This window comes from Alicycliphilus sp. T452, from assembly GCF_054512775.1.
In genome coordinates this window covers 238213-259951 of record NZ_JBTNEH010000004.1, presented here as the reverse complement: position 1 = coordinate 259951, position 21739 = coordinate 238213, and the positions used below count along the sequence as shown (strand labels likewise).

The following is a 21739-nucleotide window of genomic DNA, read 5'->3' as shown; positions in this document are numbered from 1 at the left end:
CGATGCTTCGGACGGCTCAAGCAGTTCCGACGCATCGCCACGCGCTACGACCGCAAGGCCGCCCACTTCATGGCCTTCCTCTGCCTCGCTGCAAGTCTGGCTTGGCTGACAGATTGAATGTCGATTCGCCCTAGGGCCTGTCAACACTATGGAAGGGGATCGCGTTGCCTCGCAAAGGGGCTGGATGCAAGGCGCCCGCGCGCCGCAAGGCTAATGCCTTGCAAGCGTGGGCAACGCCGCAGACGGCCCCTTTGCGAGGCAACCCGAAGGGAAGCTCATGACAGCCCGCCCCTCGGCGTTGCGCTCCTTATGCGTGCGCACGCACGCACTGCGTCGCGCGCCTTGATGGGCGGGCTGTCATGAGCTTCGCGACCCCTTCCATAGTGTTGACAGGCCCTAGAAGACTGACGCTCAGCCGGCCAGCGTCTCGGCCACGGCCGCGGCCGTGCCGAAGGCCAGCGTGAAGCCCAGCGCGCCGTGCCCGGTGTTGAGCAGCAGGTTGGCGGGCGCGCGCGCGTGGCGCCCCACCACGGGCAGGCCGGTGGGCGTGGCCGGGCGCAGGCCGGCCCAGGGCTGCAGGTCGCGCCCCATGCCGCTGTGGGGGAACAGGGCGCGCGTGGCGGCGCACAGGCTGTCGATGCGCGCCTGCGGTATGTCCATGCCGTAGCCCACGAGCTCGGCCATGCCGGCCACGCGCATGCGCCGGCCCAGGCGCGCGAACACCACCTTGCGGGCGGCATCGGTCACGCTCACGCGGGGCGCCGCGCCGGGCCCGGCGGCGGCATCGAAGGTGATGCTGTAGCCCTTGAGCGGATAGACCGGCAGCGCAAACCCCAGGGTGCGCGCCAGCGCGTGGCTGCCGCTGCCCAGGGCGAGCACGAAGGCGTCGGCCTCGATGGCGCCCGCATCGGTCCGCGCCGCGGCGATGCGCCCCGCGGACCGGGTGAACGCCGTGATCCTCGTGCCGAGTACGAAGCGCGCGCCGCGCGCCTGCAGCAGGGCATGCAGCCCCTGGCAGACCTGCAGGCAGTCGGCCGTGCATTCGCCGGGCGTGTGGATGGCGCCCGCGATCCGCGCCGCGTAGTGCGCGAGCGCCGGCTCTATCTCCGCGCAGCGCGCGGGCGTGACGGCCTCCTGCTCGCAGCCCCAGGCGCGCTGCAGCTCCAGCTGGCGCCGCGCGTCGTCCAGCGAGGCCTGGGTCGCATACAGCACCAGCTTGCCTGTGCGCGAGAAGTCGCACTCCAGCCGCTCGGCGGCCAGCATGCGCTCGAAGCCCTGGCGGCTGCGCGCGGCCAGGGCCAGCAGCGTGGCCGTGCCGTGCCCGGAGGTGCGGCGGTTGCAGGCGCGCAGGAAATCCAGCCCCCAGCGCCACTGGTGCGGGTCCCACCGCGGGCGCAGCTTGAGCGGCGAATCGGGCGACAGCAGCAGCTTGGGCAGCTGTGCCCAGATGCCGGGGTCGGCCAGGGGCTGCACGTAGCTGTAGCTCAGCTGGGCGCCATTGCCCCCGCTGGCGCCAGCGCCGGGCCGGGCCTGGTCGACCACGGTGACCTGCATTCCCTGGCGCTGGAGCTCGTAGGCCGTCGCCAGGCCCACGATGCCCGCGCCCATGACACATACATGCATTGAAAAACTCGGCAGATTGCGGATCGCCCCAATGTAGGGCGCGTGCCGGCCATTGAACAATGCCAATGCAGGCGCGGGGCATGACGGAAAGTTATACGCGGGCCGTGGCGCAAGGCCCGCAGCGGCGGCGCATAACTTTTGCGCATACCCCTTGCCGCGAAAGGCATTGTTCAAGCGGGCGCGGGCTTTCTACAGTACCGCTGTGACTTGCGTGGCAACCGCAACCACGACTTCGATAAAGCAAAGGAGACACCATGAAGCACAGCACCATCCTGGCCGCAGCGCTGGCCGCCTGCGCCCTGGCCGGCACCGCCGCCCAGGCCGACACCCTCAAGAAGGTCGCCGACACGGGCAAGATCACCGTGGCCTACCGCGAATCCTCGGTGCCGTTCAGCTACCTCGCGGGCTCGGGCGGCCCGGTGGGGTTCTCGGTGGAGATCACCAACGCCATCGTCGATGCCGTGAAGAAGCAGCTGAACAAGCCGGGCCTGAAGGTGGACATGCAGGCCGTGACCTCGCAGAACCGCATCCCGCTGCTGCAGAACGGCACCATCGACATCGAGTGCGGATCGACCACCAACAACGCGGTGCGCGGCAAGGACGTGCAGTTCGCCATCAACTACTTCTATACCGGCACGCGCCTGCTCGTGAAGAAGAATTCCGGCATCAAGAACTGGGCCGACCTGGCGAGGAAGAAGGTGTCCAGCACCACGGGCACGACCAACGCCCAGGTGATACGCAAGTACAGCAAGGACAACAATCTGGACTTCGACATCGTGCTCGGCAAGGACCATGACGACTCCATGCTGCTCGTGGACGCCGGCCGCGCCGAGGCGTTCGCCATGGACGACATCCTGCTGTTCGGCCTGAAGAACAACGCGCGCAACCCCGCCGACTGGGACGTGGTGGGCGATGCGCTGCAGGTCGAGCCCTACGCCTGCATGATGCGCAAGGACGATCCGCAGTTCCAGAAGCTGGTCAACGGCGTGGTCGGCGGCATGATGAAGTCGGGCGAGTTCGAGAAGCTCTACGCCAAGTGGTTCATGGCGCCGATCCCGCCCAAGGGCCAGGTGATCGGCCTGCCCCTGAGCCAGGAGCTCAAGGACAACCTCACGGCGCAAAGCGACAAGCCCGCCATGTAAGCCCAGGCGGGCGGCGCGGGGTGCGCCAGCGTCAATAATGCGGCGCTTGCATCCTTGCCCCGCTGAAAGCCCCGCCCATGCTCGCCCGCCACCAGGACCCCATCGCCGCCATCGCCACCGCCCCCGGGCGCGGGGCCGTGGGCATCGTGCGCGTGTCGGGCCGGGATCTCGCGCCCTTCGTGCAGGGCCTGCTCGGGCGATCGCTGCAGCCCCGCCAGGCGCATTACCTGCCTTTTCCCGATGCCGCGGGCCGGCCCATCGACCAGGGCCTGGCGCTGTTCTTCCCCGCGCCGCACAGCTACACGGGCGAGGACGTGCTGGAGCTGCAGGCCCACGGCGGTCCCGTGGTGCTGCAGCTGCTGCTGGCGCGCTGCCTGGAGGCGGCGCAGGGCCTGCTGCCGCGCCTGCGCCTGGCCGAGCCGGGCGAGTTCACCGAGCGCGCCTTCCTCAACGACAAGATCGACCTGGCCCAGGCCGAGGCCATCGCCGACCTGATAGACGCCAGCACCGAGGCCGCGGCGCGCAGCGCGGGCCGGTCGTTGTCGGGCGCGTTCTCGCAGGAGATCCACGGCCTGCGCGACGCGCTCGTGCACCTGCGCATGCTGGTCGAGGCCACGCTCGACTTCCCGGAGGAGGAAATCGACTTCCTGCGCAAGGCAGACGCGCGCGGGCAGCTATCGAACCTGCAGCAGACGCTGGCCGCCGTGATGCAGCGCGCCAGCCAGGGCGCGCTGCTGCGCGAAGGCATCAAGGTGGTGATAGCGGGCCAGCCCAACGCGGGCAAGAGCTCGCTGCTCAATGCGCTCGCCGGGGCGGAGCTGGCCATCGTCACCCCCATCGCGGGCACCACGCGCGACAAGGTTCAGCAGACCATACAGATCGAGGGCGTGCCGCTGCACATCATCGACACGGCCGGCCTGCGCGAGAGCGACGACGAGGTCGAGCGCATCGGCATCGCGCGCGCCTGGGACGAGATCGCCCAGGCCGATGCCGTGCTGTTCCTGCATGACCTCACGCGCCTGGATGCTCCTGAATACATGGCTTCCGACGCGCTCATAGAAAGCACTTTGGCCCAAAAACTGCCTGAAAGCGTGCCGGTCATCGACGTCTGGAACAAGACCGACGCCGCCGCCCGCCCGGCACCGGCCGCCACGGCGGGCCGGGCGGCGGTGCAGCTGTCGGCGCGCACCGGCCAGGGGCTCGACGCCCTGCGGCGGGAACTGCTGCGGGTAGCGGGCTGGCAGTCGGCGGCCGAGGGCGTGTACATCGCCCGCGCACGCCACATCGAGGCCCTGCGCGCCGTGGACGCCCACCTCATGGAGGCCGCCGCGCAGCTCGAAAGCACGAGGCCGGCGCTGGACCTGCTGGCCGAGGAACTGCGCCTGGCGCAGAACGCCCTCAACGCCATCACGGGCGAATTCACCTCCGACGACTTGCTGGGTGTCATCTTTTCCAGCTTCTGCATCGGAAAATGAGGTAGCGATATGGTGATGCAGATGTAAACAATGGTAATGGCTGCTTGTATGGATGCGGTGCGCACGCTACCGTTCGCGCCCGATGAACACCATCGCCACTTCCTTCCCCAAGGTCGATCTGACGGGGCTGATCGAGGCCATCAGCCAGACCACCGCGGACGACGGCATGAACAATGTGCTGACCCGCGAACAATGGAGCCTGCTGTCGTCCTACCTGCAGCCCGTGAGCCTGCCGGCCGGCCAGGTGCTGTTTGCGCAGGGGACGAACGACCGCACCCTGTACCTGGTGGAGAACGGCAACCTGAGCGTGCATGCGGAGAATGAGAACCAGCGGCTGCGCCTGGCCATCGTGGGGCCCGGTTCGGTGGTGGGCGAGGGCGCGTTTTTCTCGCACCGTCCGCGCAGTGCGACGGTGCAGGCCAGCACCCCGAGCAGACTGTGGAGCCTGACGGCGCTGCGCTTTTCCGAGCTCGCCAACCGGCAGCCGGTCGTGGCGCTGCAGTTGAGCATGTCCGTCGGCGCGGTACTCGCCAAGCGCCTGGCCAACCGCCGTCGTCGCGTGGCCGCAACCTGAGGACCGCTGCTGCCGGGCGGCGGAAGGGGCAGGCGCCCCATGGCGGCGTCCGGGCCCGCCTGCGGCATGCCAAACCATGTGCTGCGCTGTACACTTGCTGACATTTTTTAGCGCTTCTTTGCGAAGGCATGGTATGTCCTTGTTCAGCTGGTTCACCCGCAAATCCAAGCCCCAGGCACCGCGCCAGCGCCAAGCGCACACGGCGCCTGCCCCGCTGGCCGCGAATGGACCGGCGTCCGCAGTGCCGGGCCGTAATGGCAAGCCCTTGCTGGAGCCGCAACCTCCCGCGCCCCAGGATCCGGCCGCGGCGCGCAAGAACGAGCGCGCGGAGCGGCGCGAGCTGCTGTACACGACGGTGCGCGACGCCATGGTGCGTGCCGGGGTGCTGTCGGCGGGTTACAAGTTCAAGGTGCTTTCGCTGGACCAGCGCGGCGCCCAGTTCCTGGTGATGATGGATCTGGCGCAGGAATACAGCAGCGAGATGGTTCGCCTGGGCGAGATCGAGGCATTGATCACCCAGGCCGCCAAGTCGCGCTTCGGCATCGTCGTGCCGGCCGTCTATTGGCGCATCAACGACCAGATCATGGTGGGCATGTCCGTGGGCCCGGCCGCTTCCGCGGCACGATCCCAGGCCAGGGTGCCGGAGTTCACCGCGCCCGCGGCGCAGGCCTCGCCCACCCTCTCGCCCCCCCGGCCGGCCGCGGCGCGCCAGCATGGTGCGCCGCCGGTCTCGCGCCCGGCCCCCCTGGTGCCGCCGATCGCGCCCGCGCCGCCGCGTGCCGCCGCAGGGTTCGAACCCATCGAGGCGGACGAGGTCGCGGCCTTCAAGCAGGCGCTGGTGCATGCTGCCGCCGCGCGCACGCCGGCGCCCGCGGCGGAGCCGGGCGTGGCTATGCGCAGCGGCCCCCTGTTGCCCAAGAGTCCCGGTTCCACGGGGTTCGAGGACACCGTGATGCCCGCCCAGGACGCGCCCTCGTCCGACCTGAGCTCCACGCAGTACGGCGATCTGCGCTGATACGGCTTCGCAATCAATAAGACAACTGCGTTGCTTTGCCTTGCCGTACTGCGTGTACTGTCTGCGGCTTCGTGCCTTGTTCTCTGACTGATTGCAAACCCGTATGGGTCAGCAGCCGCTGAAATCCACCAGGGTGTAGAGCGGCAGCCCGCTGGCCCGCAGGCGCGCCGAGCCGCCGAGTTCAGGCAGGTCGACGATGGCGGCGCCCTCCATCACGGTGGCGCCCAGCTTTTCCAGCAGCTTCTTGCCCGCCATCATCGTGCCGCCGGTGGCGATCAGATCGTCGATCAGCAGCACGCGGTCGCCGGGCTTCACGGCGTCGGCATGCAGCTCCACGGTGGCGCTGCCGTATTCGAGTTCGTAGGTTTCCTCGACCGTGGTGAAGGGCAGCTTGCCCTTCTTGCGGATCGGCACGAAGCCGACGTTGAGCTCATAGGCGACCACGGCCCCGAGGATGAAGCCGCGCGCGTCCAGCCCCGCCACCACGTCGGGGCGCATGGCGCGGTCCATGTAGCGGTGCACGAACGCGTCGATCATGACGCGGAAGACCTTGGGGTCCTGCAGCAGGGGGGTGATGTCGCGGAACTGCACGCCGGGGGCCGGCCAGTCGGGCACGGTGCGGATGTGCTGGCGCAGGTAGTCGGTGACGCTGAGGCTGTGCATGGGCGGTGGGGGCGTGAGGAGCTGGGCCGTGCGGACAGTGTAATCAGCCGCGCAGCAGTTTCTCTTCCGCCAGGCTCAGGGCCGTGGGGTGGCCGGACAGGACCAGGGTGTCTCCCTCGGCCAGCGGCGTGGCGTCGTCGGGCGCGGACATGCGGCCGGCGGCCCGGCGCACGTTGATCAGGTGCGCGCCGATGGCGTGCAGGGGGATGTGCGCCAACTGCGCGCCAACGGCCGCGGCGCCCGGGGGCAGGGTGATGGAGTACAGGCGCTCCTGGTCCCTTTCGGTGGGCGTGTCGTCGTCGGCCCCATGGAAATAGCCGCGCAGCAGGCCGTAGCGGGCCTCGCGCTGGTCCTGCACCAGGCGTAGCACGCGCCGCATGGGTACGCCCACCAGGGCCAGTGCGTGGCTGGCCAGCATCAGCGAGCCCTCGATGGCCTCGGGCACGACCTCGGTGGCTCCGGCGGCCTGCAGCCTGTCCAGGTGCGAATCGTCCTGCGTGCGCACCACCACGGGCACATGGGGCGCATGCGCGCGCGCGTGGGCCAGCACCTTGAGGGCGGCAGGCGTGTCCAGGTAGGTCACGGCCACGGTGGCGGCGCGCGCCAGGCCCGCGGCCTTGAGCGCCTGCAGCCGCGTGGCGTCGCCGAAGACCACCGAGTTGCCCGCTGCGGCGGCCTGGCGCACGCGGTCGGGGTCGAGGTCCAGCGCCATGTAGGGAATGCCCTCGCTCTCCAGCATGCGCGCGAGGTTCTGGCCGCAGCGCCCGTAGCCGCAGATCAGCACGTGGCCGCTGGTGTTGATGGCCTGCCGCGCGATGGTGGTCACATTCAGCGACTGCTGCAGCCAGTCGCTGGCCACGAGCTTCATGACGATGCGGTTGCTGTACTGGATCAGGAAGGGCGTGGCCAGCATCGACAGCACCATGGCCGCGAGCACCGGGTTCATGAGCGCGGGCTGCACCAGGGCATGCTCCTGCATCAGCGACAGCAGCACGAAGCCGAACTCGCCCGCCTGCGCCACGTAGAGCGCCGTGCGCAGCGACACCCCGGCCGTCGCCCCCAGGCCGTGCGCCAGCGCGGCGATGATGGCCGTCTTGATCAGGAGCGGCGCCGCCAGCAGCGCCAGCACCAGCGCCCAGCGCTCCAGCAGGATGTGCCAGTCGAGCATCATCCCCACGGTGATGAAGAACAGGCCCAGCAGCACGTCGTGGAAGGGGCGGATGTCGGTGCCCACCTGGTGGCGGTACTCCGTCTCCGACACCAGCACGCCCGCGATGAAGGCGCCCAGCGCCAGCGACAGCCCGGCCAGTTCGGTGAGCCAGGCCAGGCCCAGCGTGACCAGCAGCAGGTTGAGCATGAACAGCTCGTCGCTCTTCCTGCGCGCCACCAGCGTGAGCCACCAGCGCATCACGCGCTGGCCGCCCACGAGCAGCAGGCCCACGAGGACCGCCGCCTTGAGCAGCGCCAGGCCCAGGGCCAGCAGCAGGCGTTCGGGAGAGGAGCCCAGGGCGGGCACCAGCACCAGCATGGGCACCACGGCCAGATCCTGGAAAAGCAGGATGCCCAGCACGCGCCGGCCATGCTCGCTCTCCAGCTCGCCGCGCTCGGACATGAGCTTGACCACGATGGCCGTGCTGCTCATGGCCAGGGTGCCGGAGAGCGCCAGCGCCGTCTGCCAGCCCATGTCCCACACGCCGCCGGCCAGCCGCGCGAGCAGCAGCAGGCAGGCCATGAACGCCAGCATGGATGCGAGCACCTGCAGCAGCCCCAGCCCGAATACGTGGCGGCGCATGGCGCGCAGCTTGGGCAGGTTGAATTCCAGCCCGATGGTGAACATGAGGAACACCACGCCGAACTCCCCCAGGTGGCGCACGCCCTCGGAGTTCTGCGTCAGCGCCAGCGCATGCGGACCGATGAGGATGCCCGCGGCCAGATAGCCCATCATGGGCGGCAGCCGCAGGCTGCGGCATGCCACCACGCCCAGCACTGCGGCCAGCAGATACAGCAGCGTGAGGGCGAGCGAGGACATGCCCGATCCTAGCCGAGCCGGCGCAGGGCCGGCCGATAGAATCCGTCCATGTCCACCGCCACTGCCGCCTTTCCGTCCTTCAACGCCGAGCAGGCCCTGCGCCTGGGCCGGGAGACCTTCGACACCGAGGCGGCGGCCCTGCAGGGCACGGGGGAGCGGCTGGGCGCCGTCTTCGTGCAGGCCGTGCAGCGCGTGCTGGCCACCTCGGGGCGCGTGATCGTCATGGGCATGGGCAAAAGCGGCCACGTGGGGCGCAAGATCGCCGCCACGCTGGCCTCCACCGGCACGCCGTCCTTCTTCGTGCACCCGGCCGAGGCCAGCCATGGCGACCTGGGCATGGTCGCCGGCGGCGACCTGGTGCTGGCCATCTCCAACAGCGGCGAGAGCAGCGAGATCACCGTGCTGCTGCCCATGCTCAGGCGCCAGGACGTGCCGCTCATCGCCATGACGGGCGGCCTGCAGTCCACGCTGGCGCGCCATGCCGATCTGGTGCTCGACTGCAGCGTGGAGCGCGAGGCCTGCCCGCTCAACCTGGCACCCACCACCAGCACCACCGTGCAGCTGGCCATGGGCGACGCGCTGGCCGTGGCCCTGCTGGATGCGCGCGGCTTTCGCCCCGAGGACTTCGCGCGCTCGCACCCCGGCGGCGCCCTGGGCCGCCGGCTGCTGACCCACGTGCGCGACGTCATGCGCGCGGGCGACCAGGTGCCGCGCGTGCCGCCGCAGGCTGACTTCAGCACGCTGATGCGCGAGATGAGCGCCAAGGGCGTGGGCGCATCGGCCGTGGTGGACGAGGCGGGCCGCCCGGTCGGCATCTTCACCGACGGCGACCTGCGCCGGCGCATCGAGGCCGGCGCGGACCTGCGCGGCGTGCGCGCCCAGGATGTCATGCACGCGCGCCCGCGCACGATCGCGGCCGACGCCCTGGCGGCCGACGCCGCCCAGGCCATGGAGCGCCACTCCATCACCAGCGTGCTGGTCACGGACGCCCAGGGCGTGCTGGTGGGCGTGGTGCATATCGGCGACCTGATGCGCGCCAAGGTGATCTGATGGACGCGCGCACCGAATCGCCCCCGCTGCTGCCCGCATTGCAGTTCGACCCCGCGCTGCTGCTGCGCGCGCAGGACGTGCGCGTGGCCTTCTTCGACGTGGACGGCGTGCTGACCGACGGCGGCCTGTATTTCTCGGAGAACGGCGAGACGCTCAAGCGCTTCAACACCCTGGACGGCCACGGCATCAAGCTGCTGCAGCAGGCGGGCATCACGCCCGCCGTCGTCACCGGGCGCGACTCGCCCGCGCTGCGCCTGCGCCTGAAGGCCCTGGGCGTGGTGCACGCGCGCTTCGGCACCGAGGACAAGCGCCCCGCGGCCGAGGCCATCCTGGCCGAGCTGGGCCTGGCCTGGCCGCAGGCCGCCGCCATGGGCGACGACTGGCCGGACCTGGCCGTGCTGCGGCGCGCGGCCTTCGCCTGCGCTCCGGCGCAGGCCCATGCCGAGGTGCGGGCCGTCGTACACCACGTCACCGCCGCGGCGGCCGGTGCGGGCGCGGCCCGCGAATTCTGCGACCTGCTGCTCATTGCCAGCGGCCGCTATGCCAGCCTGCTGGCCGCCCACGCCGCATGATGGTGCGCCTGCGCCGGGCGTGGGAGCGCCTGTCCATCTACCTGCCGGTGCTGCTCATGGGGCTGCTGGCGCTGGGCACCTGGTGGCTGGTGCGCAATGCCCCCCAGCCGCCGCAGCCCGCGCAGGAACGCCCCGTGCGCCACGAGCCCGACTACTTCATGCGCGACTTCGCGGTGAGGAACTTCGACGCCACGGGCAGGCTGCAAAGCGAGATACGGGGCACGCTGGCGCGCCACTACGCCGACACCGACACGCTGGAGATCGACCAGGCGCGCCTGCGTTCCGTGAGCGTCGACGGGCGCGTCACCACGGCCAGCGCCAACCGCGCGCTCAGCAATGCCGACGGCAGCGAGGTGCAACTCTTCGGCAACGCCATCGTCACGCGCGAGGCCCTGGCGCGCGCCGGGCACGCGCCGCTGCCGAAGCTGGAATTGCGCAGCGAGTTCCTGCATGCCTGGACGAACGAGGAGCGCGTGCGCACCAACCAGCCCGTCACGCTCAAGCGCGGTGCGGACATCTTCACCGCCGACGGCCTCGACTACGACAACCTGGACCAGATCGTGAACCTGCGCGGGCGCGTGCGCGGCACGCTGCTGCCGGCATCGCCGGCCCGTCCCGCCGCCAGGCCGGCGCGATAGGGTCCAGGCCATGCGCGACCACCGCCCCCTGGTCTTCATCACCGGCGCCTCCAGCGGCATAGGCCAGGCGCTGGCCGAGCGCTACCACCGCGCGGGTTGGCGACTGGCGCTGGTGGCACGCCGTGATTCAGACATGAAATCATGGGCCAAGGCCCATGGGATGGGCGCCAACAGCTATGAAATATATGGCGCGGACGTCTCCCTGCCCGACAGCATCATTGCCGCAGGCCAGGCCTGCATGGCGCGCCAGGGACTGCCGGACGTGGTCATCGCCAATGCGGGCATCAGTGTGGGCGTGGACACCGCCCAGCGTGCCGACATCGACACCATGGCCCGCATCTTCGCTACGAACAATCTGGGCATGGCGGCCACCTTCCACCCCTTCGTCGCCGCCATGGCGCGGCGCGGCAGCGGGCGGCTGGTGGGCGTGGCCAGCGTGGCGGGCATACGCGGCCTGCCCGGGCATGGCGCCTACTGCGCGAGCAAGGCGGCGGTCATCAGCTATTGCGAGAGCCTGCGCGGCGAACTGCGCTCCAGCGGCGTGCGGGTGGTCACGATCTGCCCCGGCTACGTGGATACGCCGCTGACGCGGGAAAACCGCTACGCCATGCCCTTTCTGATGCGCCCCGAGGCTTTCGCCGACAAGGCCTTCCGGGTGATCGGGTCCGGCGCGAGCTACCGCGTGATCCCCTGGCAGATGGGCGTGGTGGCCAAGCTGCTGCGGCTGCTGCCCGATGCATGGTTCGACCGCCTGCTGCAGGGGCGCCCGCGCAAGCACCGGCAGGGCCAGGGCCGTTGAGGGCGTGACTGCTTCGCGCAGGCAAAGCAAAAGGCCCCCGAAGGAGCCTTGATCGAGTGAGGGCTGGGGAACTGCCTCCCCCAGGCGTCAGTAGCCGCCGTTGCGGTCGCCGCCGTAGCCGCCGCGGCCACCACCACCGCCGCCGCCGCGCGGGCCCGAGCCGTAGGGGCTGCGGAAGCCGCCTTCGCCGCGGCCGCCGCCGGTGCTGCGGCCGCCGCCGTAGCCGCCGCCACCGCCACCGCCAAAACCGCCACCGCCGCTGCGCGGCGGGCGGGGCTCCATGGGGCGCGCCTCGTTCACGACGATGCTGCGGCCGCCCAGGGATTGGCCGTTCATGCCGTTGATGGCGGCCTGGGCGTCGGCATCGCTGCCCATTTCGACGAAGCCGAAGCCTTTGGAGCGGCCAGTGTCGCGCTCCATCATGACCTTGGCGCTGGTCACGGTTCCGAATTGGCCGAAGGCCTGCTCCAGATCCTGGTCGCGCACCGAGTACGGCAGATTGCCGACGTACAGCTTGTTGCCCATCAAGGGACTCCTGAAAAACAATTGAATTGAGCGACGGAGTCCCGAACCCGCAGCCAGTTAATCACTAAGACGCCCTATGCGCGAAAACCGATGGATCACCGCAACACCGACGAGGGGAACCCCCATCGCCGAAACATTATGCGTTAGAACTTTGGCGAAAACACAAGGGGTTTTCCGTGATCTTGTGGCTGGGCGGCTGCAAAAAAAGGGGCCTTGTGGCCCCTTCATGATCGAAATCAGTAGCTGGAACGGCCGCCGCCGTAGCCGCCGCCGCTGCGGCCACCACCGTAGCCGCCGCCACCGCCAAAGCCGCCACCGCTGCGCGGCGGGCGGGGTTCCATGGGGCGTGCTTCGTTGACCACGAGGTCGCGGCCGCCGTAGTTCTGGCCGTGGGCGCCCTGGATGGCTGCCTGGGCTTCGGCATCGCTGCCCATTTCGACGAAGCCAAAACCCTTGGAGCGGCCGGTGTCGCGCTCCATCATGACCTTGGCGCTCTGCACGGAGCCGTATTGGCTGAAGGTCTGCTCCAGATCCTGGTCGCGGAAGGAATAGGGCAGGTTGCCCACATAAAGTTTGTTGCCCATGATCGGACTCCTAGAAAAAACACGAAATGCGATGAGCCCGACGCAATCAACAAACCTGTGACGACTTCAAAGACGCGAAACCGACCAAACACCGCAGCCTGCATTCCTGCAAGGCAGAAAGGCGCGCTCATTATCAAGCATCCCCGTGGCCCCCAAAGGGATGCGAGTGCGCTCTTGCAACACTTCTTAGGGTAATTACTGGCGCCACCGGCGCCCGCGCAGGGACGGGCGTGGCCGCAGATACAATGTGCCCCGTCTATGGGGAGTAGCCTGCCGCTGCGCGACGAGCGCGAGCGGAGGCATGCATCAACAGACTTGGGGCCCGCGGGCGCCATGGTGCATGAGGCCTGCCGCAACGGCGGGCTGGGCGAGACCATTGACCGCGCACCGATCCATCAGGCCGGAGTCGGAGCGTGGTCGATGCTGTCCGAATACTTCCGGCCGGAAATCCTTTGCGACTTCTCCTGCCATGGAAGCCTTTCTCGTTTCTACCTTCATCGTCACCCTCGCCGAAATGGGCGACAAGACCCAGCTGCTGTCGCTGGTGCTTGCGGCGCGCTTTCGCAGGCCCTGGCCCATCGTGCTGGGCATTTTCGTGGCGACCCTGGCCAACCATGCGCTGGCGGGCGCCGCGGGCACGTGGGTGACCACGGTGCTGGGGCCGCAGGTGCTGCGCTGGGTGCTGGGGCTGTCCTTCATCGCCATGGCCGTGTGGATGCTGATCCCGGACAAGCTCGACGACGGCGGAGAGGGCGCGGGCCCGCGCCTTGGCGTGTTCGGCACCACGGTGCTGGCCTTCTTCCTGGCCGAGATGGGCGACAAGACACAGGTCGCCACCGTGATGCTGGCCGCGCAGTACAGCGCCTACCTGTGGGTGGTGGCCGGCACCACGCTGGGCATGATGCTGGCCAACGCGCCCGTGGTCTGGCTGGGCGACCGCCTGGTCAAGAAGGTGCCGATCCGGGCGGTGCACCTGGTCTCGGCGGTGATCTTCCTGGTGCTGGGGCTGCTGGCGCTGTTTGCGTCGCAGGCGACGCCTTTGGCATAATGCCCGGCAGACGCGCCGATTTGCACCGCTTGCGGGCGCTTTACAAATCCTGCTAAAGACGTGACCGATCGACACGCCTGCACCCGCACGCACCAGACCCGGCCTCGTTTCTAGCGAAGCCGGGTTTTTTTCATGTCGTTCATCGCCACACCGCAATCCATGCATTTCGCCGAGGCCCTGCCCCTTTCGTCGGGCGCCTCGATCCGCGATTACACCCTGGCCTACGAGACCTACGGCCAGCTCAACGCCGAACGCACGAACGCCGTGCTCGTGTGCCACGCGCTCAACGCTTCGCACCATGTCGCGGGCGTCTACGAGGGCCAGCCCAGGAGCGAGGGCTGGTGGGACAACATGATCGGCCCGGGCAAGCCCGTCGATACCAACCGCTTCTTCGTCATCGGTGTCAACAACCTGGGCTCGTGCTTCGGCTCCACGGGCCCCATGCACGCCAATCCCGATACGGGCGAGGTCTACGGCGCCGACTTCCCCGTGGTCACGGTGGAGGACTGGGTCAACGCCCAGGCGCGGCTGCTCGACCGCCTGGGCATCCAGCAGCTCGCGGCCGTGATGGGCGGCAGCCTGGGCGGCATGCAGGCATTGAGCTGGACGCTGCAGTACCCCGAGCGCATGCGCCATGCCGTGGTGGTGGCCAGCGCGCCGAATCTGACGGCGGAGAACATCGCCTTCAACGAGGTGGCGCGGCGTGCCATCGTGACCGACCCGGACTTCCATGGCGGGCATTTCTACCGCCACGGCACCATCCCGCAGCGCGGCCTGCGCATCGCGCGCATGATCGGCCACATCACGTACCTCAGCGACGACGTGATGAACGAGAAGTTCGGCCGCCAGCTGCGCGAGGGCATGGACCTCAAGTACAGCACCCAGGACATCGAGTTCCAGATCGAGAGCTACCTGCGCTACCAGGGCGACAAGTTCAGCGAGTACTTCGACGCCAACACCTACCTCCTGATCACGCGCGCGCTGGACTACTTCGACCCCGCGCTGCGCCATAGCGGCAGTCTGGCCCAGGCGCTGGCGGTGGCGCGCGCCAGGTTCCTGCTCGTGAGCTTCACGACCGACTGGCGCTTCTCGCCCCAGCGCAGCCGCGAGATCGTCCACGCGTTGCTGGAGAACCGCCGCGACGTGAGCTACGCCGAAATCGACGCGCCCCACGGACATGATGCTTTTTTGCTCGATGACGCTCGCTACATGAGCGTTGTTCGCTCTTATTTCGATAGTATCGCAAAGGAGCAGCCATGAGCGACTACGCCACCATGCAAGCCATTGCGCGCCTGGTGCCCAGGGGCGCGCGCGTGCTCGACCTGGGCTGCGGCGACGGCTCCCTGCTGGATCTGCTGCGGCGCGAACGCGGCTGCAGCGGATACGGCATAGAGATCGCAGACGACAACGTGCTCGCCTGCGTGCGCCGCGGCGTGAACGTGATCCAGCTGAACCTGGACGAAGGCCTGGCCATGTTCGGCGACAACAGCTTCGACGTGGTGCTGCAGATCGACACGCTGCAGCACCTGCGCAACGCCGAGACCATGCTGCGCGAGACCGCGCGCGTGGGCAGGAGCGGCATCGTCGCCTTCCCCAACTTCGCGCACTGGCCCAACCGCCTGTCGGTGCTGCGCGGGCGCATGCCGGTCACGCGGCGCCTGCCCTACCAGTGGTACGACACGCCCAACATCCGCGTGGGCACGTACAAGGATTTCGAGGTGCTGGCCGGCAAGAACAAGCTGCGCATCCTCGACGCCTTCGGCCTGCAGGACGGGCGCGAGGTGCGCTTCCTGCCCAATGCGCTGGCCGGCACGGCGGTGTTCCATTTCGAGCACGATTGACGATGCTATGTAAAAAATAGCTGCTGGCGCTTTCTCATAATTTTTCCCCATCCCATGCTGTCCCTCGACGTGCCCACCATGTTGATGATGACCGCCGCGTCGTCGCTCGCCATGGCGGGCTCGCTCGCGGCCGTGCGGCCGCAGCGGCGCGAGGGCAGCCAGCTGTGGGCGCTGGGCCTGCTGCTGCACACGGCCACCTACGTGCTGTACGTGCTGCGCGGCACGGCGCCCGACTGGGCCAGCATCGTGCTGGCCAACACACTGCTCGCGGGCGCGCTCGCCCTGGGGATGGCGGCCGTGTGCCAGTTCCACGGGCGTGCGCTGCCCTGGGGCCGCATGCTGCTGCCGGTGCTGGCGGTGGCGGTGCTGTTCGCCGTGTTCATCGACGACTACCGCGCCCGGGTCATGGCCGCGGGCGTGATCCTGCCGCTGCAGGCCGGCATGCTGCTGTGGGCGCTGTGGCGGCCGCAGCCACCCGCCCAGGGGCGCGGCATGCTGCTGCTCACCTTCGGCCTGGGGCTGCAGGGCGTGCTGCTCGGGGTGCGCGGGGTGCTGGCTGCCACCTACGCCATGCCGCTCGACGGGCTGATGCGCGACAGCTTCGTGCAGTCCTTCACCTTCATGGTGGTATTCATTGTCGTGATCCTCACCTCGCTGGGCTTCATCCTCATGGACAAGGACCGCGCCGACGCGGACAACCGGCACTTCGCCACGCACGACGAGCTCACGGGCGTGGCCAACCGCCGCGCGCTGATCCAGGCGCTCGATCGCGACGTGGCGCATGCCGTGCGTTCGGGCGAGCCCTATGCGCTGCTGATGCTGGACATGGACCACTTCAAGTCCGTCAACGACACCTGCGGCCACCGCGTCGGTGACCAGGTGCTGTGCCACGTGGCCGCCATCGTGCGCGCGCGGCTGCGCTCCCAGGACCTGGTGGGCCGCTACGGCGGCGAGGAATTCGTGGTGCTGCTGCCCGGCACCCCCGCGCAAGGCGCGGCCGTGCTGGCCGAGAGGCTGCGCGAGGCTGTGGCGCAGGCGCCGTGCGAGTGCCAGGGCCGCCTGATCCCGGTGACGGTGAGCATCGGCGTGTGCGGCGCGCGCCTGGAAAGCGGCGACACCTGGGACCAGCTCATCCACGCGGCCGACCAGGCCCTGTACGCGGCCAAGGCGGCGGGGCGCAACCGCGTCGAATGCGCCGCGCTGGCGCAGAAGCCGCCGCAGGCCTGAGGAACCGCGTGCCGCAAAGGGGCGCCCGCCTTGGCGTATCCTGCCCGTTTTGCGCACCGCCAGAGGATTCGCCATGAACGCCCGCCTGCCCGCCACCGCCCTGGACACCGCGCTCGCGCTGGAACGCGTGAGCCGCGCGTGGGACGAAGACATACTGCAGCAGCTCACCGACTACATCCGCATACCGGCCAAGTCGCCCGGCTTCGCGCCCGACTGGCGCGAGCTGGGCCACATCGAGACGGTGGTGCGCAACGCCGCGCAGTGGGTCGAGGCGCAGAAGGTCGCCGGCCTCACGCTCGAGATCGTGCGCCTGCCCGGCCGCACGCCCGTGCTGTTCTTCGAGGTGGCGGCCACGCAGCCGCAGTCGGCGCAGACCGTGCTGATGTACGGCCACCTGGACAAGCAGCCCGAGTTCGAGGGCTGGCGCGCCGACCTGGGCCCGTGGACGCCCAAATACGAGGACGGCAGGCTCTACGGCCGCGGCGGCGCGGACGACGGCTACGCCGTCTACGCCAGCATCGCCGCCGTGCAGGAACTGAAGCGCCAGGGCGTGCCGCACCCGCGCATCGTGGGCCTCGTCGAAACCTGCGAGGAAAGCGGCTCGGCCGACCTGCTGCCCTATATCGAAGCACTGAAAGACCGCCTGGGCGACGTGGCCCTGGTCATCTGTCTGGACTCCGGCGCTGGCAACTACGATCAGCTGTGGCTCACTGCCAGCCTGCGCGGCATGGCCAGCGGCACGTTGAAGGTGGAGATCCTCACCGAGGGTGTGCACTCGGGCGACTCCTCGGGCCTGGTGCCCTCGTCGTTCCGCATCATGCGCCAGGTGCTCGACCGCCTGGAAGACAGCGCCACCGGGCGCCTGCTGCCCGCCAGCTTCCACTGCGAGGTGCCGGCAGACCGCCTCGCGCAGGCAAAGGCCACCGCCGCCATCCTGGGCGAGGAGGTGTACAAGCGCTTCCCCTGGGCGCAGCATGACTGCGGCGGCAGCACGGTGTTCGCCCTGCCCACCACCACCGACCCGGTGCAGGCGCTGCTCCGGCGCACCTGGGAGCCGACGCTCTCCGTCACCGGCGCCGAGGGCTTCCCGGCCCTGAAGGACGCGGGCAACGTGCTGCGCCCCTACACCGCCTTCAAGCTCAGCCTGCGCTTGCCGCCGCTGGTGGACGCCGCCGCCAGCGCGCAGGAGCTTAAGGCGCTGCTGGAGGACAACGCGCCCTACCAGGCGCGCGTGACCTTCGCCCCCGACCACGCCGCCAGCGGCTGGAACGCCCCGGCCATCGACCCCTGGTTCGCCCAGGCGCTGGACGCCGCCAGCCAGGCACACTTCGGCGCGCCCTGCGGCTACATCGGCCAGGGCGGCACCATCCCGCTCATGAACATGCTGAGCCAGGGCTTCCCCAAGGCGCAGATGATGGTCTGCGGCGTGCTCGGCCCCAAGAGCAACGCCCACGGGCCCAACGAATTCCTGCACGTGCCCTACGCCAAGCGCCTCACCGCGGCCGTGGCGCAGGTCATCGCGGCCATGCCGGGCTGAGGCTGGGCGGAGTATCAGGCAAGCCAGCGCTTGCGCCTCTTGTAGCTCTTGGCGTCCCGAAAGCTCTTGCGCTGTTCTCCGCCTACGCCCAGGTAGAACTCCTTCACGTCTTCGTTGGTCCGCAGTTCCTCGGCCCGTCCGTCCATGACGACGCGGCCACTCTCCAGGATGTAACCGTAGTCTGCATATTTGAGTGCAATGTTGGTGTTCTGCTCTGCAATCAGGAAGCTCACCTTCTCCTTGTGATTGAGGTCTTTCACGATCTCGAAGACCTCCTCCACGATCTGGGGGGCCAGTCCCATGGACGGCTCATCCAGTAGCACCACGCTGGGACTCGTCATCAACGCCCTGCCGATTGCGCACATCTGCTGTTCACCGCCCGACGTATAAGCCGCCTGCGAGGACCGCCGTGTCTTGAGTCGAGGAAAGTAGGTATATACCTTCTCTAGATTTCTGGAAATTTCCGCCTTGTCGCTGCGCGTATAGCCGCCTGCCAGCAGGTTTTCCTCGATCGTGAGATGTGCAAAGCAGTGGCGCCCCTCCATGACCTGCACCACGCCGCGTTGCACCAGGAGCGCAGGCGAAAGGCTATCGATGCGCTCGCCACGCAACTCTATGCTGCCTTTGGTGACCTCTCCGCGTTCGCCCTTGAGCAGATTGGAGATTGCGCGCAGCGTGGTTGTCTTGCCTGCACCATTGCCGCCGAGAACGGCAGCCACCTGCCCTTCGGCCAACGTCAATGAAACGCCCTTGAGCACCAGAATGACATGGTGGTAGATGACCTCGACGCCATTCACATTCAGAACGATGTTTTTCATGCAATGTGTTCCAGCGCGGGGGGACGTGGAACCATTCCGCGCCCCCCGCATTGACAGGTCAGTCAGGCTTACGAGTTGCAGTCCTCTGCCGTGCGGCGTGTCTGCTTCTTGTCCGCGAGATGCTTGTCCACCGCTGCCTTGAGCAGCGGTCCCATCACGCTCTGATCCGCCTGAAGCCAGTCGGAGCTGACATTCCATTTGCCTCCATCCCACGTGTACGCGCGGGCGAACGATGGACCCATATGATCCTTGCAGGTCGTGCTGATGGGACGCATGATGTCGGCGATGCCCAGCTCGTCCAGACGCTTCTGGTCGATGTTCAGGTTCTCATAGCCCCAGCGCGCCTGCGCCGGTGTCATCACATTGCCCTTGCCGAACTTTTCCTGCGCTCTGCGAACGCCTTCGACGGACACCATCGCATTCATCAGGCCGCGCATGTACAGCGCCTCTCCCACCTCTTCCTTCGGGCCTGAGCCATTGCCCTTTGCGTGTAGCTTCTCCAGCACCTCCTTGGCAATCTTCGAGCCTGCACCTGGTCCCGGCAGGAGCAGCACGGCGCTGTACCCGTCGGCACCTGCCACACCCTTCACGTCGGACTCCGAACCAGATGGCCACACGCCGATCATCTTGTTGCGTGCATAGCCGGTAGACTGTGCCTCCTTCAGCGCGGTGGAATTCATCACGCCCCAGCCCCACAGCAGGACATAGTCGGGACGGCTTTGGCGAATCTGCAGCCAGGCGGCCTTCTGGTCCACGCCGGGGTGCGAGACTGGCACGGTGATCAGCTCGAACCCGGTCGCCTTGGCGCGTGCACTCAGCACGGGAATGGCTTCCTTACCGTATGGACTGTCGTGGTAGAGCAGGGTGACCTTCTTGCCTTTCAGCTTGTCGGCTCCACCGGCCTTCTGCGCCAGGTACTGAAACTGTGTATCGGCCGATGCCCAATGGGTTCCGCCGATGGGGAAGCTCCATTTGTATGCCTCACCGTCTGCACTCTCGCTCACGCCATACGCAGGTGTGAAAATTGGGATCTTGTCGGCGGCACCACGCTCGGTCAGTGCAAAGGTGATGCCGGTGGACATGGTCTGGAACACCGTTGCGCCGCCATGTTTGTCCTTGAGGCGCTCGTAGCACTCGACCCCGCGATCCGTGGCATAGCCGGTCTCGCACTCTTCCCAGAGCACCTTGACACCGTTGATGCCCCCCTTCAGATTGACCAGCTTGTAATAGTCCACAAAGCCGTTCGCCCAAGGCGTTCCGCTGGGCGCGTATGGGCCCGTCCGGAATGTCAGCATGGGAAAGAACTGCTGCTTTTCCTGCGCTGCAGCGGAAAAGGCAGACAGGGCTGCGAGTGCCACCAGGGCTGCCGGTATTGTGGGGAATGTGCGGTTCATCGTTGTCTCCTGTCGGTTATCGTTCAGTGGCCGAAATGCGCGACTCAAGCGGGTATTCCCCGCCTATCAATGAGGAAACGGCCAGATCCTCAAACGTTGTTTTCCAAGTGACCAGAGCTTGCTCAGCCCGTGCGGCTCCACGATGAGGAACCAGACGATCAGCGCTCCGAAGATCATGGTTTCGATATGGGCGATCGTGGCCGTCGAGATGGACAGGCCAAAAACCGATCCCAGCGCCGGCAGCGCCTGACTCAGGAAGATGGGCAGAAGCACGATGAATCCGGCACCCAGAAAGCTGCCCAGAATCGAGCCCATGCCGCCGATGATCACCATGAACAGCAGGCGGAATGAAATCTCCACCGAGAACGCAGCGGGCTCCCACGCTCCCAGATGAACGAATGCCCAGAGTCCCCCTGCAATGCCGATGATGAAAGAGCTCACGGCAAACGCACTTAACTTTGCATACATGGGGCGAATGCCGATAACCGCCGCCGCCACGTCCATGTCACGAATCGCCATCCATTCACGGCCTATCGCGCTTCGCACCAAGTTCTTGGCGATCAGGGCGAAGAAGATGACGAAGGCCAGGCAGAACAGATACTTCTGCGCCGGTGTATCGACTGGCCAGGGACCGATGCTCAGAGGTCCCGCTGCAACCGAACCCGACGACGAATTGTTGGTGAGCCACTTCACACGCAGGAACAGCCAGTCACTGAAGAACTGCGCCGCAAGTGTCGCGACCGCCAGATAGAGTCCCTTCACGCGCAGGCTGGGCAAGCCGAAGATGACACCGTAGATCATGGCGAACAGGCCGCCGAACAGCAATGCGCCAATCAGCGGTATGTCGGGTATACGGACTATGCAGTTGTATGCACCGTAGGCGCCAATCGCCATGAAGGCCCCGGAGCCCAGGGAGATCTGTCCGCAATAGCCCACCAGAATGTTCACGCCCAGTGCGGCGAGAGACATGATCAGGAAAGGAATACCGATGGCGCGCAGCACGTAGTCGGAGGCCATCGAAGGAATGACCACACAGGCAACTGTCAGCAGCGCTAGCAGGGCCATGCGATCCTGTGCGATGGGAAGGATCTGCTGATCCGCCCTGTAGCTCGTCTTGATCTGGCCGTTTTCTCTGTAAAGCATTGGATGTCTCGCGAAGTGATGAAGGCGTGCCTGAACAATGGG

At 67.8% G+C, this 21739-nt stretch carries 21 protein-coding genes and 1 pseudogene; 14 read left to right on the top strand and 8 right to left on the bottom strand.

Annotated features, from left to right (window positions below):
- A pseudogene (locus ACX12L_RS05640) lies at positions 1 to 117 on the top strand (IS5/IS1182 family transposase); the annotation flags it as partial.
- 294 nt (positions 118 to 411) lie between these two features.
- On the opposite strand, the gene ACX12L_RS05635 reads toward ACX12L_RS05640, so the two are convergent.
- The gene (locus ACX12L_RS05635) at positions 412 to 1623 is read right to left on the bottom strand and encodes a D-amino acid dehydrogenase (RefSeq protein ID WP_459261700.1); all 1212 of its coding nucleotides are present in this window, start codon (positions 1621 to 1623) and stop codon (positions 412 to 414) included.
- A 254-nt stretch (positions 1624 to 1877) separates the two neighbouring features.
- Between ACX12L_RS05635 and ACX12L_RS05630 the strand changes: the two genes are divergently transcribed.
- From ACX12L_RS05630 to ACX12L_RS05615, 4 genes are all read left to right on the top strand, one after another.
- Complete coding sequence (locus ACX12L_RS05630) at positions 1878 to 2765, top strand: amino acid ABC transporter substrate-binding protein (protein WP_459261699.1); 888 nt, start codon at positions 1878 to 1880, stop codon at positions 2763 to 2765.
- A gap of 77 nt (positions 2766 to 2842) precedes the next feature.
- Positions 2843 to 4240, top strand: coding sequence for a tRNA uridine-5-carboxymethylaminomethyl(34) synthesis GTPase MnmE (mnmE, locus tag ACX12L_RS05625; RefSeq protein ID WP_459261698.1), 1398 nt, complete (start codon positions 2843 to 2845; stop codon positions 4238 to 4240).
- An 82-nt stretch (positions 4241 to 4322) separates the two neighbouring features.
- Positions 4323 to 4814 (top strand): Crp/Fnr family transcriptional regulator, encoded by a 492-nt coding sequence (locus tag ACX12L_RS05620; protein ID WP_459261697.1) that lies wholly within the window; start codon positions 4323 to 4325, stop codon positions 4812 to 4814.
- A 133-nt stretch (positions 4815 to 4947) separates the two neighbouring features.
- A complete protein-coding gene (locus ACX12L_RS05615) occupies positions 4948 to 5829 on the top strand; it encodes a hypothetical protein (RefSeq protein WP_459261696.1) in 882 nt (293 codons plus the stop codon).
- 108 nt (positions 5830 to 5937) lie between these two features.
- Here ACX12L_RS05615 and ACX12L_RS05610 read toward each other — a convergent pair whose 3' ends face one another.
- Both ACX12L_RS05610 and ACX12L_RS05605 read right to left on the bottom strand, forming a co-directional pair.
- Positions 5938 to 6492 carry an adenine phosphoribosyltransferase gene (locus tag ACX12L_RS05610; RefSeq protein WP_094439704.1) on the bottom strand — a complete coding sequence of 185 codons (555 nt, stop codon included), beginning with the start codon at positions 6490 to 6492 and terminating at the stop codon, positions 5938 to 5940.
- Between the two features lie 43 nt (positions 6493 to 6535).
- A complete protein-coding gene (locus ACX12L_RS05605) occupies positions 6536 to 8521 on the bottom strand; it encodes a monovalent cation:proton antiporter-2 (CPA2) family protein (RefSeq protein WP_459261695.1) in 1986 nt (661 codons plus the stop codon).
- 48 nt (positions 8522 to 8569) lie between these two features.
- Between ACX12L_RS05605 and ACX12L_RS05600 the strand changes: the two genes are divergently transcribed.
- The 4 genes from ACX12L_RS05600 to ACX12L_RS05585 are packed head-to-tail and all read left to right on the top strand — an operon-like array spanning position 8570 to position 11580.
- Positions 8570 to 9571, top strand: a complete 1002-nt coding sequence (locus ACX12L_RS05600; RefSeq protein WP_459261694.1) for a KpsF/GutQ family sugar-phosphate isomerase — start codon at positions 8570 to 8572, stop codon at positions 9569 to 9571.
- Complete coding sequence (locus tag ACX12L_RS05595) at positions 9571 to 10143, top strand: KdsC family phosphatase (protein ID WP_459261693.1); 573 nt, start codon at positions 9571 to 9573, stop codon at positions 10141 to 10143. Before ACX12L_RS05600 ends, ACX12L_RS05595 begins: the two co-directional genes overlap by 1 nt.
- On the top strand, positions 10140 to 10781 hold the full coding sequence (lptC, locus tag ACX12L_RS05590) for an LPS export ABC transporter periplasmic protein LptC (protein WP_459261692.1): 642 nt from the start codon (positions 10140 to 10142) through the stop codon (positions 10779 to 10781). The genes ACX12L_RS05595 and lptC overlap by 4 nt, the downstream gene beginning before the upstream one ends.
- 10 nt (positions 10782 to 10791) lie before the next feature.
- Complete coding sequence (locus tag ACX12L_RS05585; RefSeq protein ID WP_459261691.1) at positions 10792 to 11580, top strand: SDR family oxidoreductase; 789 nt, start codon at positions 10792 to 10794, stop codon at positions 11578 to 11580.
- A gap of 87 nt (positions 11581 to 11667) precedes the next feature.
- Here ACX12L_RS05585 and ACX12L_RS05580 read toward each other — a convergent pair whose 3' ends face one another.
- Positions 11668 to 12105, bottom strand: a complete 438-nt coding sequence (locus tag ACX12L_RS05580; protein WP_459261690.1) for an RNA recognition motif domain-containing protein — start codon at positions 12103 to 12105, stop codon at positions 11668 to 11670.
- Positions 12106 to 12341: 236 nt separating this feature from the next.
- Positions 12342 to 12689 carry an RNA recognition motif domain-containing protein gene (locus tag ACX12L_RS05575; protein ID WP_459261689.1) on the bottom strand — a complete coding sequence of 116 codons (348 nt, stop codon included), beginning with the start codon at positions 12687 to 12689 and terminating at the stop codon, positions 12342 to 12344.
- A gap of 469 nt (positions 12690 to 13158) precedes the next feature.
- Between ACX12L_RS05575 and ACX12L_RS05570 the strand changes: the two genes are divergently transcribed.
- From ACX12L_RS05570 to ACX12L_RS05550, 5 genes are all read left to right on the top strand, one after another.
- Positions 13159 to 13737, top strand: coding sequence for a TMEM165/GDT1 family protein (locus ACX12L_RS05570; protein ID WP_459261688.1), 579 nt, complete (start codon positions 13159 to 13161; stop codon positions 13735 to 13737).
- Positions 13738 to 13869: 132 nt separating this feature from the next.
- Entirely contained in the window at positions 13870 to 14997 is a 1128-nt protein-coding gene (gene metX / locus ACX12L_RS05565; RefSeq protein ID WP_459261687.1) for a homoserine O-succinyltransferase MetX, read from the top strand.
- Complete coding sequence (gene metW, locus ACX12L_RS05560; protein ID WP_459261686.1) at positions 14994 to 15578, top strand: methionine biosynthesis protein MetW; 585 nt, start codon at positions 14994 to 14996, stop codon at positions 15576 to 15578. Before metX ends, metW begins: the two co-directional genes overlap by 4 nt.
- 54 nt (positions 15579 to 15632) lie before the next feature.
- Positions 15633 to 16805 (top strand): GGDEF domain-containing protein, encoded by a 1173-nt coding sequence (locus ACX12L_RS05555; RefSeq protein ID WP_459261685.1) that lies wholly within the window; start codon positions 15633 to 15635, stop codon positions 16803 to 16805.
- Positions 16806 to 16878: 73 nt separating this feature from the next.
- The gene (locus tag ACX12L_RS05550) at positions 16879 to 18342 is read left to right on the top strand and encodes a M20 family metallopeptidase (RefSeq protein ID WP_459261684.1); all 1464 of its coding nucleotides are present in this window, start codon (positions 16879 to 16881) and stop codon (positions 18340 to 18342) included.
- Positions 18343 to 18356: 14 nt separating this feature from the next.
- Here ACX12L_RS05550 and ACX12L_RS05545 read toward each other — a convergent pair whose 3' ends face one another.
- The 3 genes from ACX12L_RS05545 to ACX12L_RS05535 all read right to left on the bottom strand — a co-directional run bounded on the left by ACX12L_RS05545 (position 18357) and on the right by ACX12L_RS05535 (position 21697).
- A complete protein-coding gene (locus ACX12L_RS05545) occupies positions 18357 to 19160 on the bottom strand; it encodes an ABC transporter ATP-binding protein (protein WP_459261683.1) in 804 nt (267 codons plus the stop codon).
- Between the two features lie 68 nt (positions 19161 to 19228).
- The gene (locus ACX12L_RS05540) at positions 19229 to 20554 is read right to left on the bottom strand and encodes an ABC transporter substrate-binding protein (RefSeq protein ID WP_459261682.1); all 1326 of its coding nucleotides are present in this window, start codon (positions 20552 to 20554) and stop codon (positions 19229 to 19231) included.
- A gap of 66 nt (positions 20555 to 20620) precedes the next feature.
- On the bottom strand, positions 20621 to 21697 hold the full coding sequence (locus ACX12L_RS05535) for a branched-chain amino acid ABC transporter permease (protein ID WP_459261681.1): 1077 nt from the start codon (positions 21695 to 21697) through the stop codon (positions 20621 to 20623).
- Positions 21698 to 21739 lie beyond the last annotated feature (42 nt).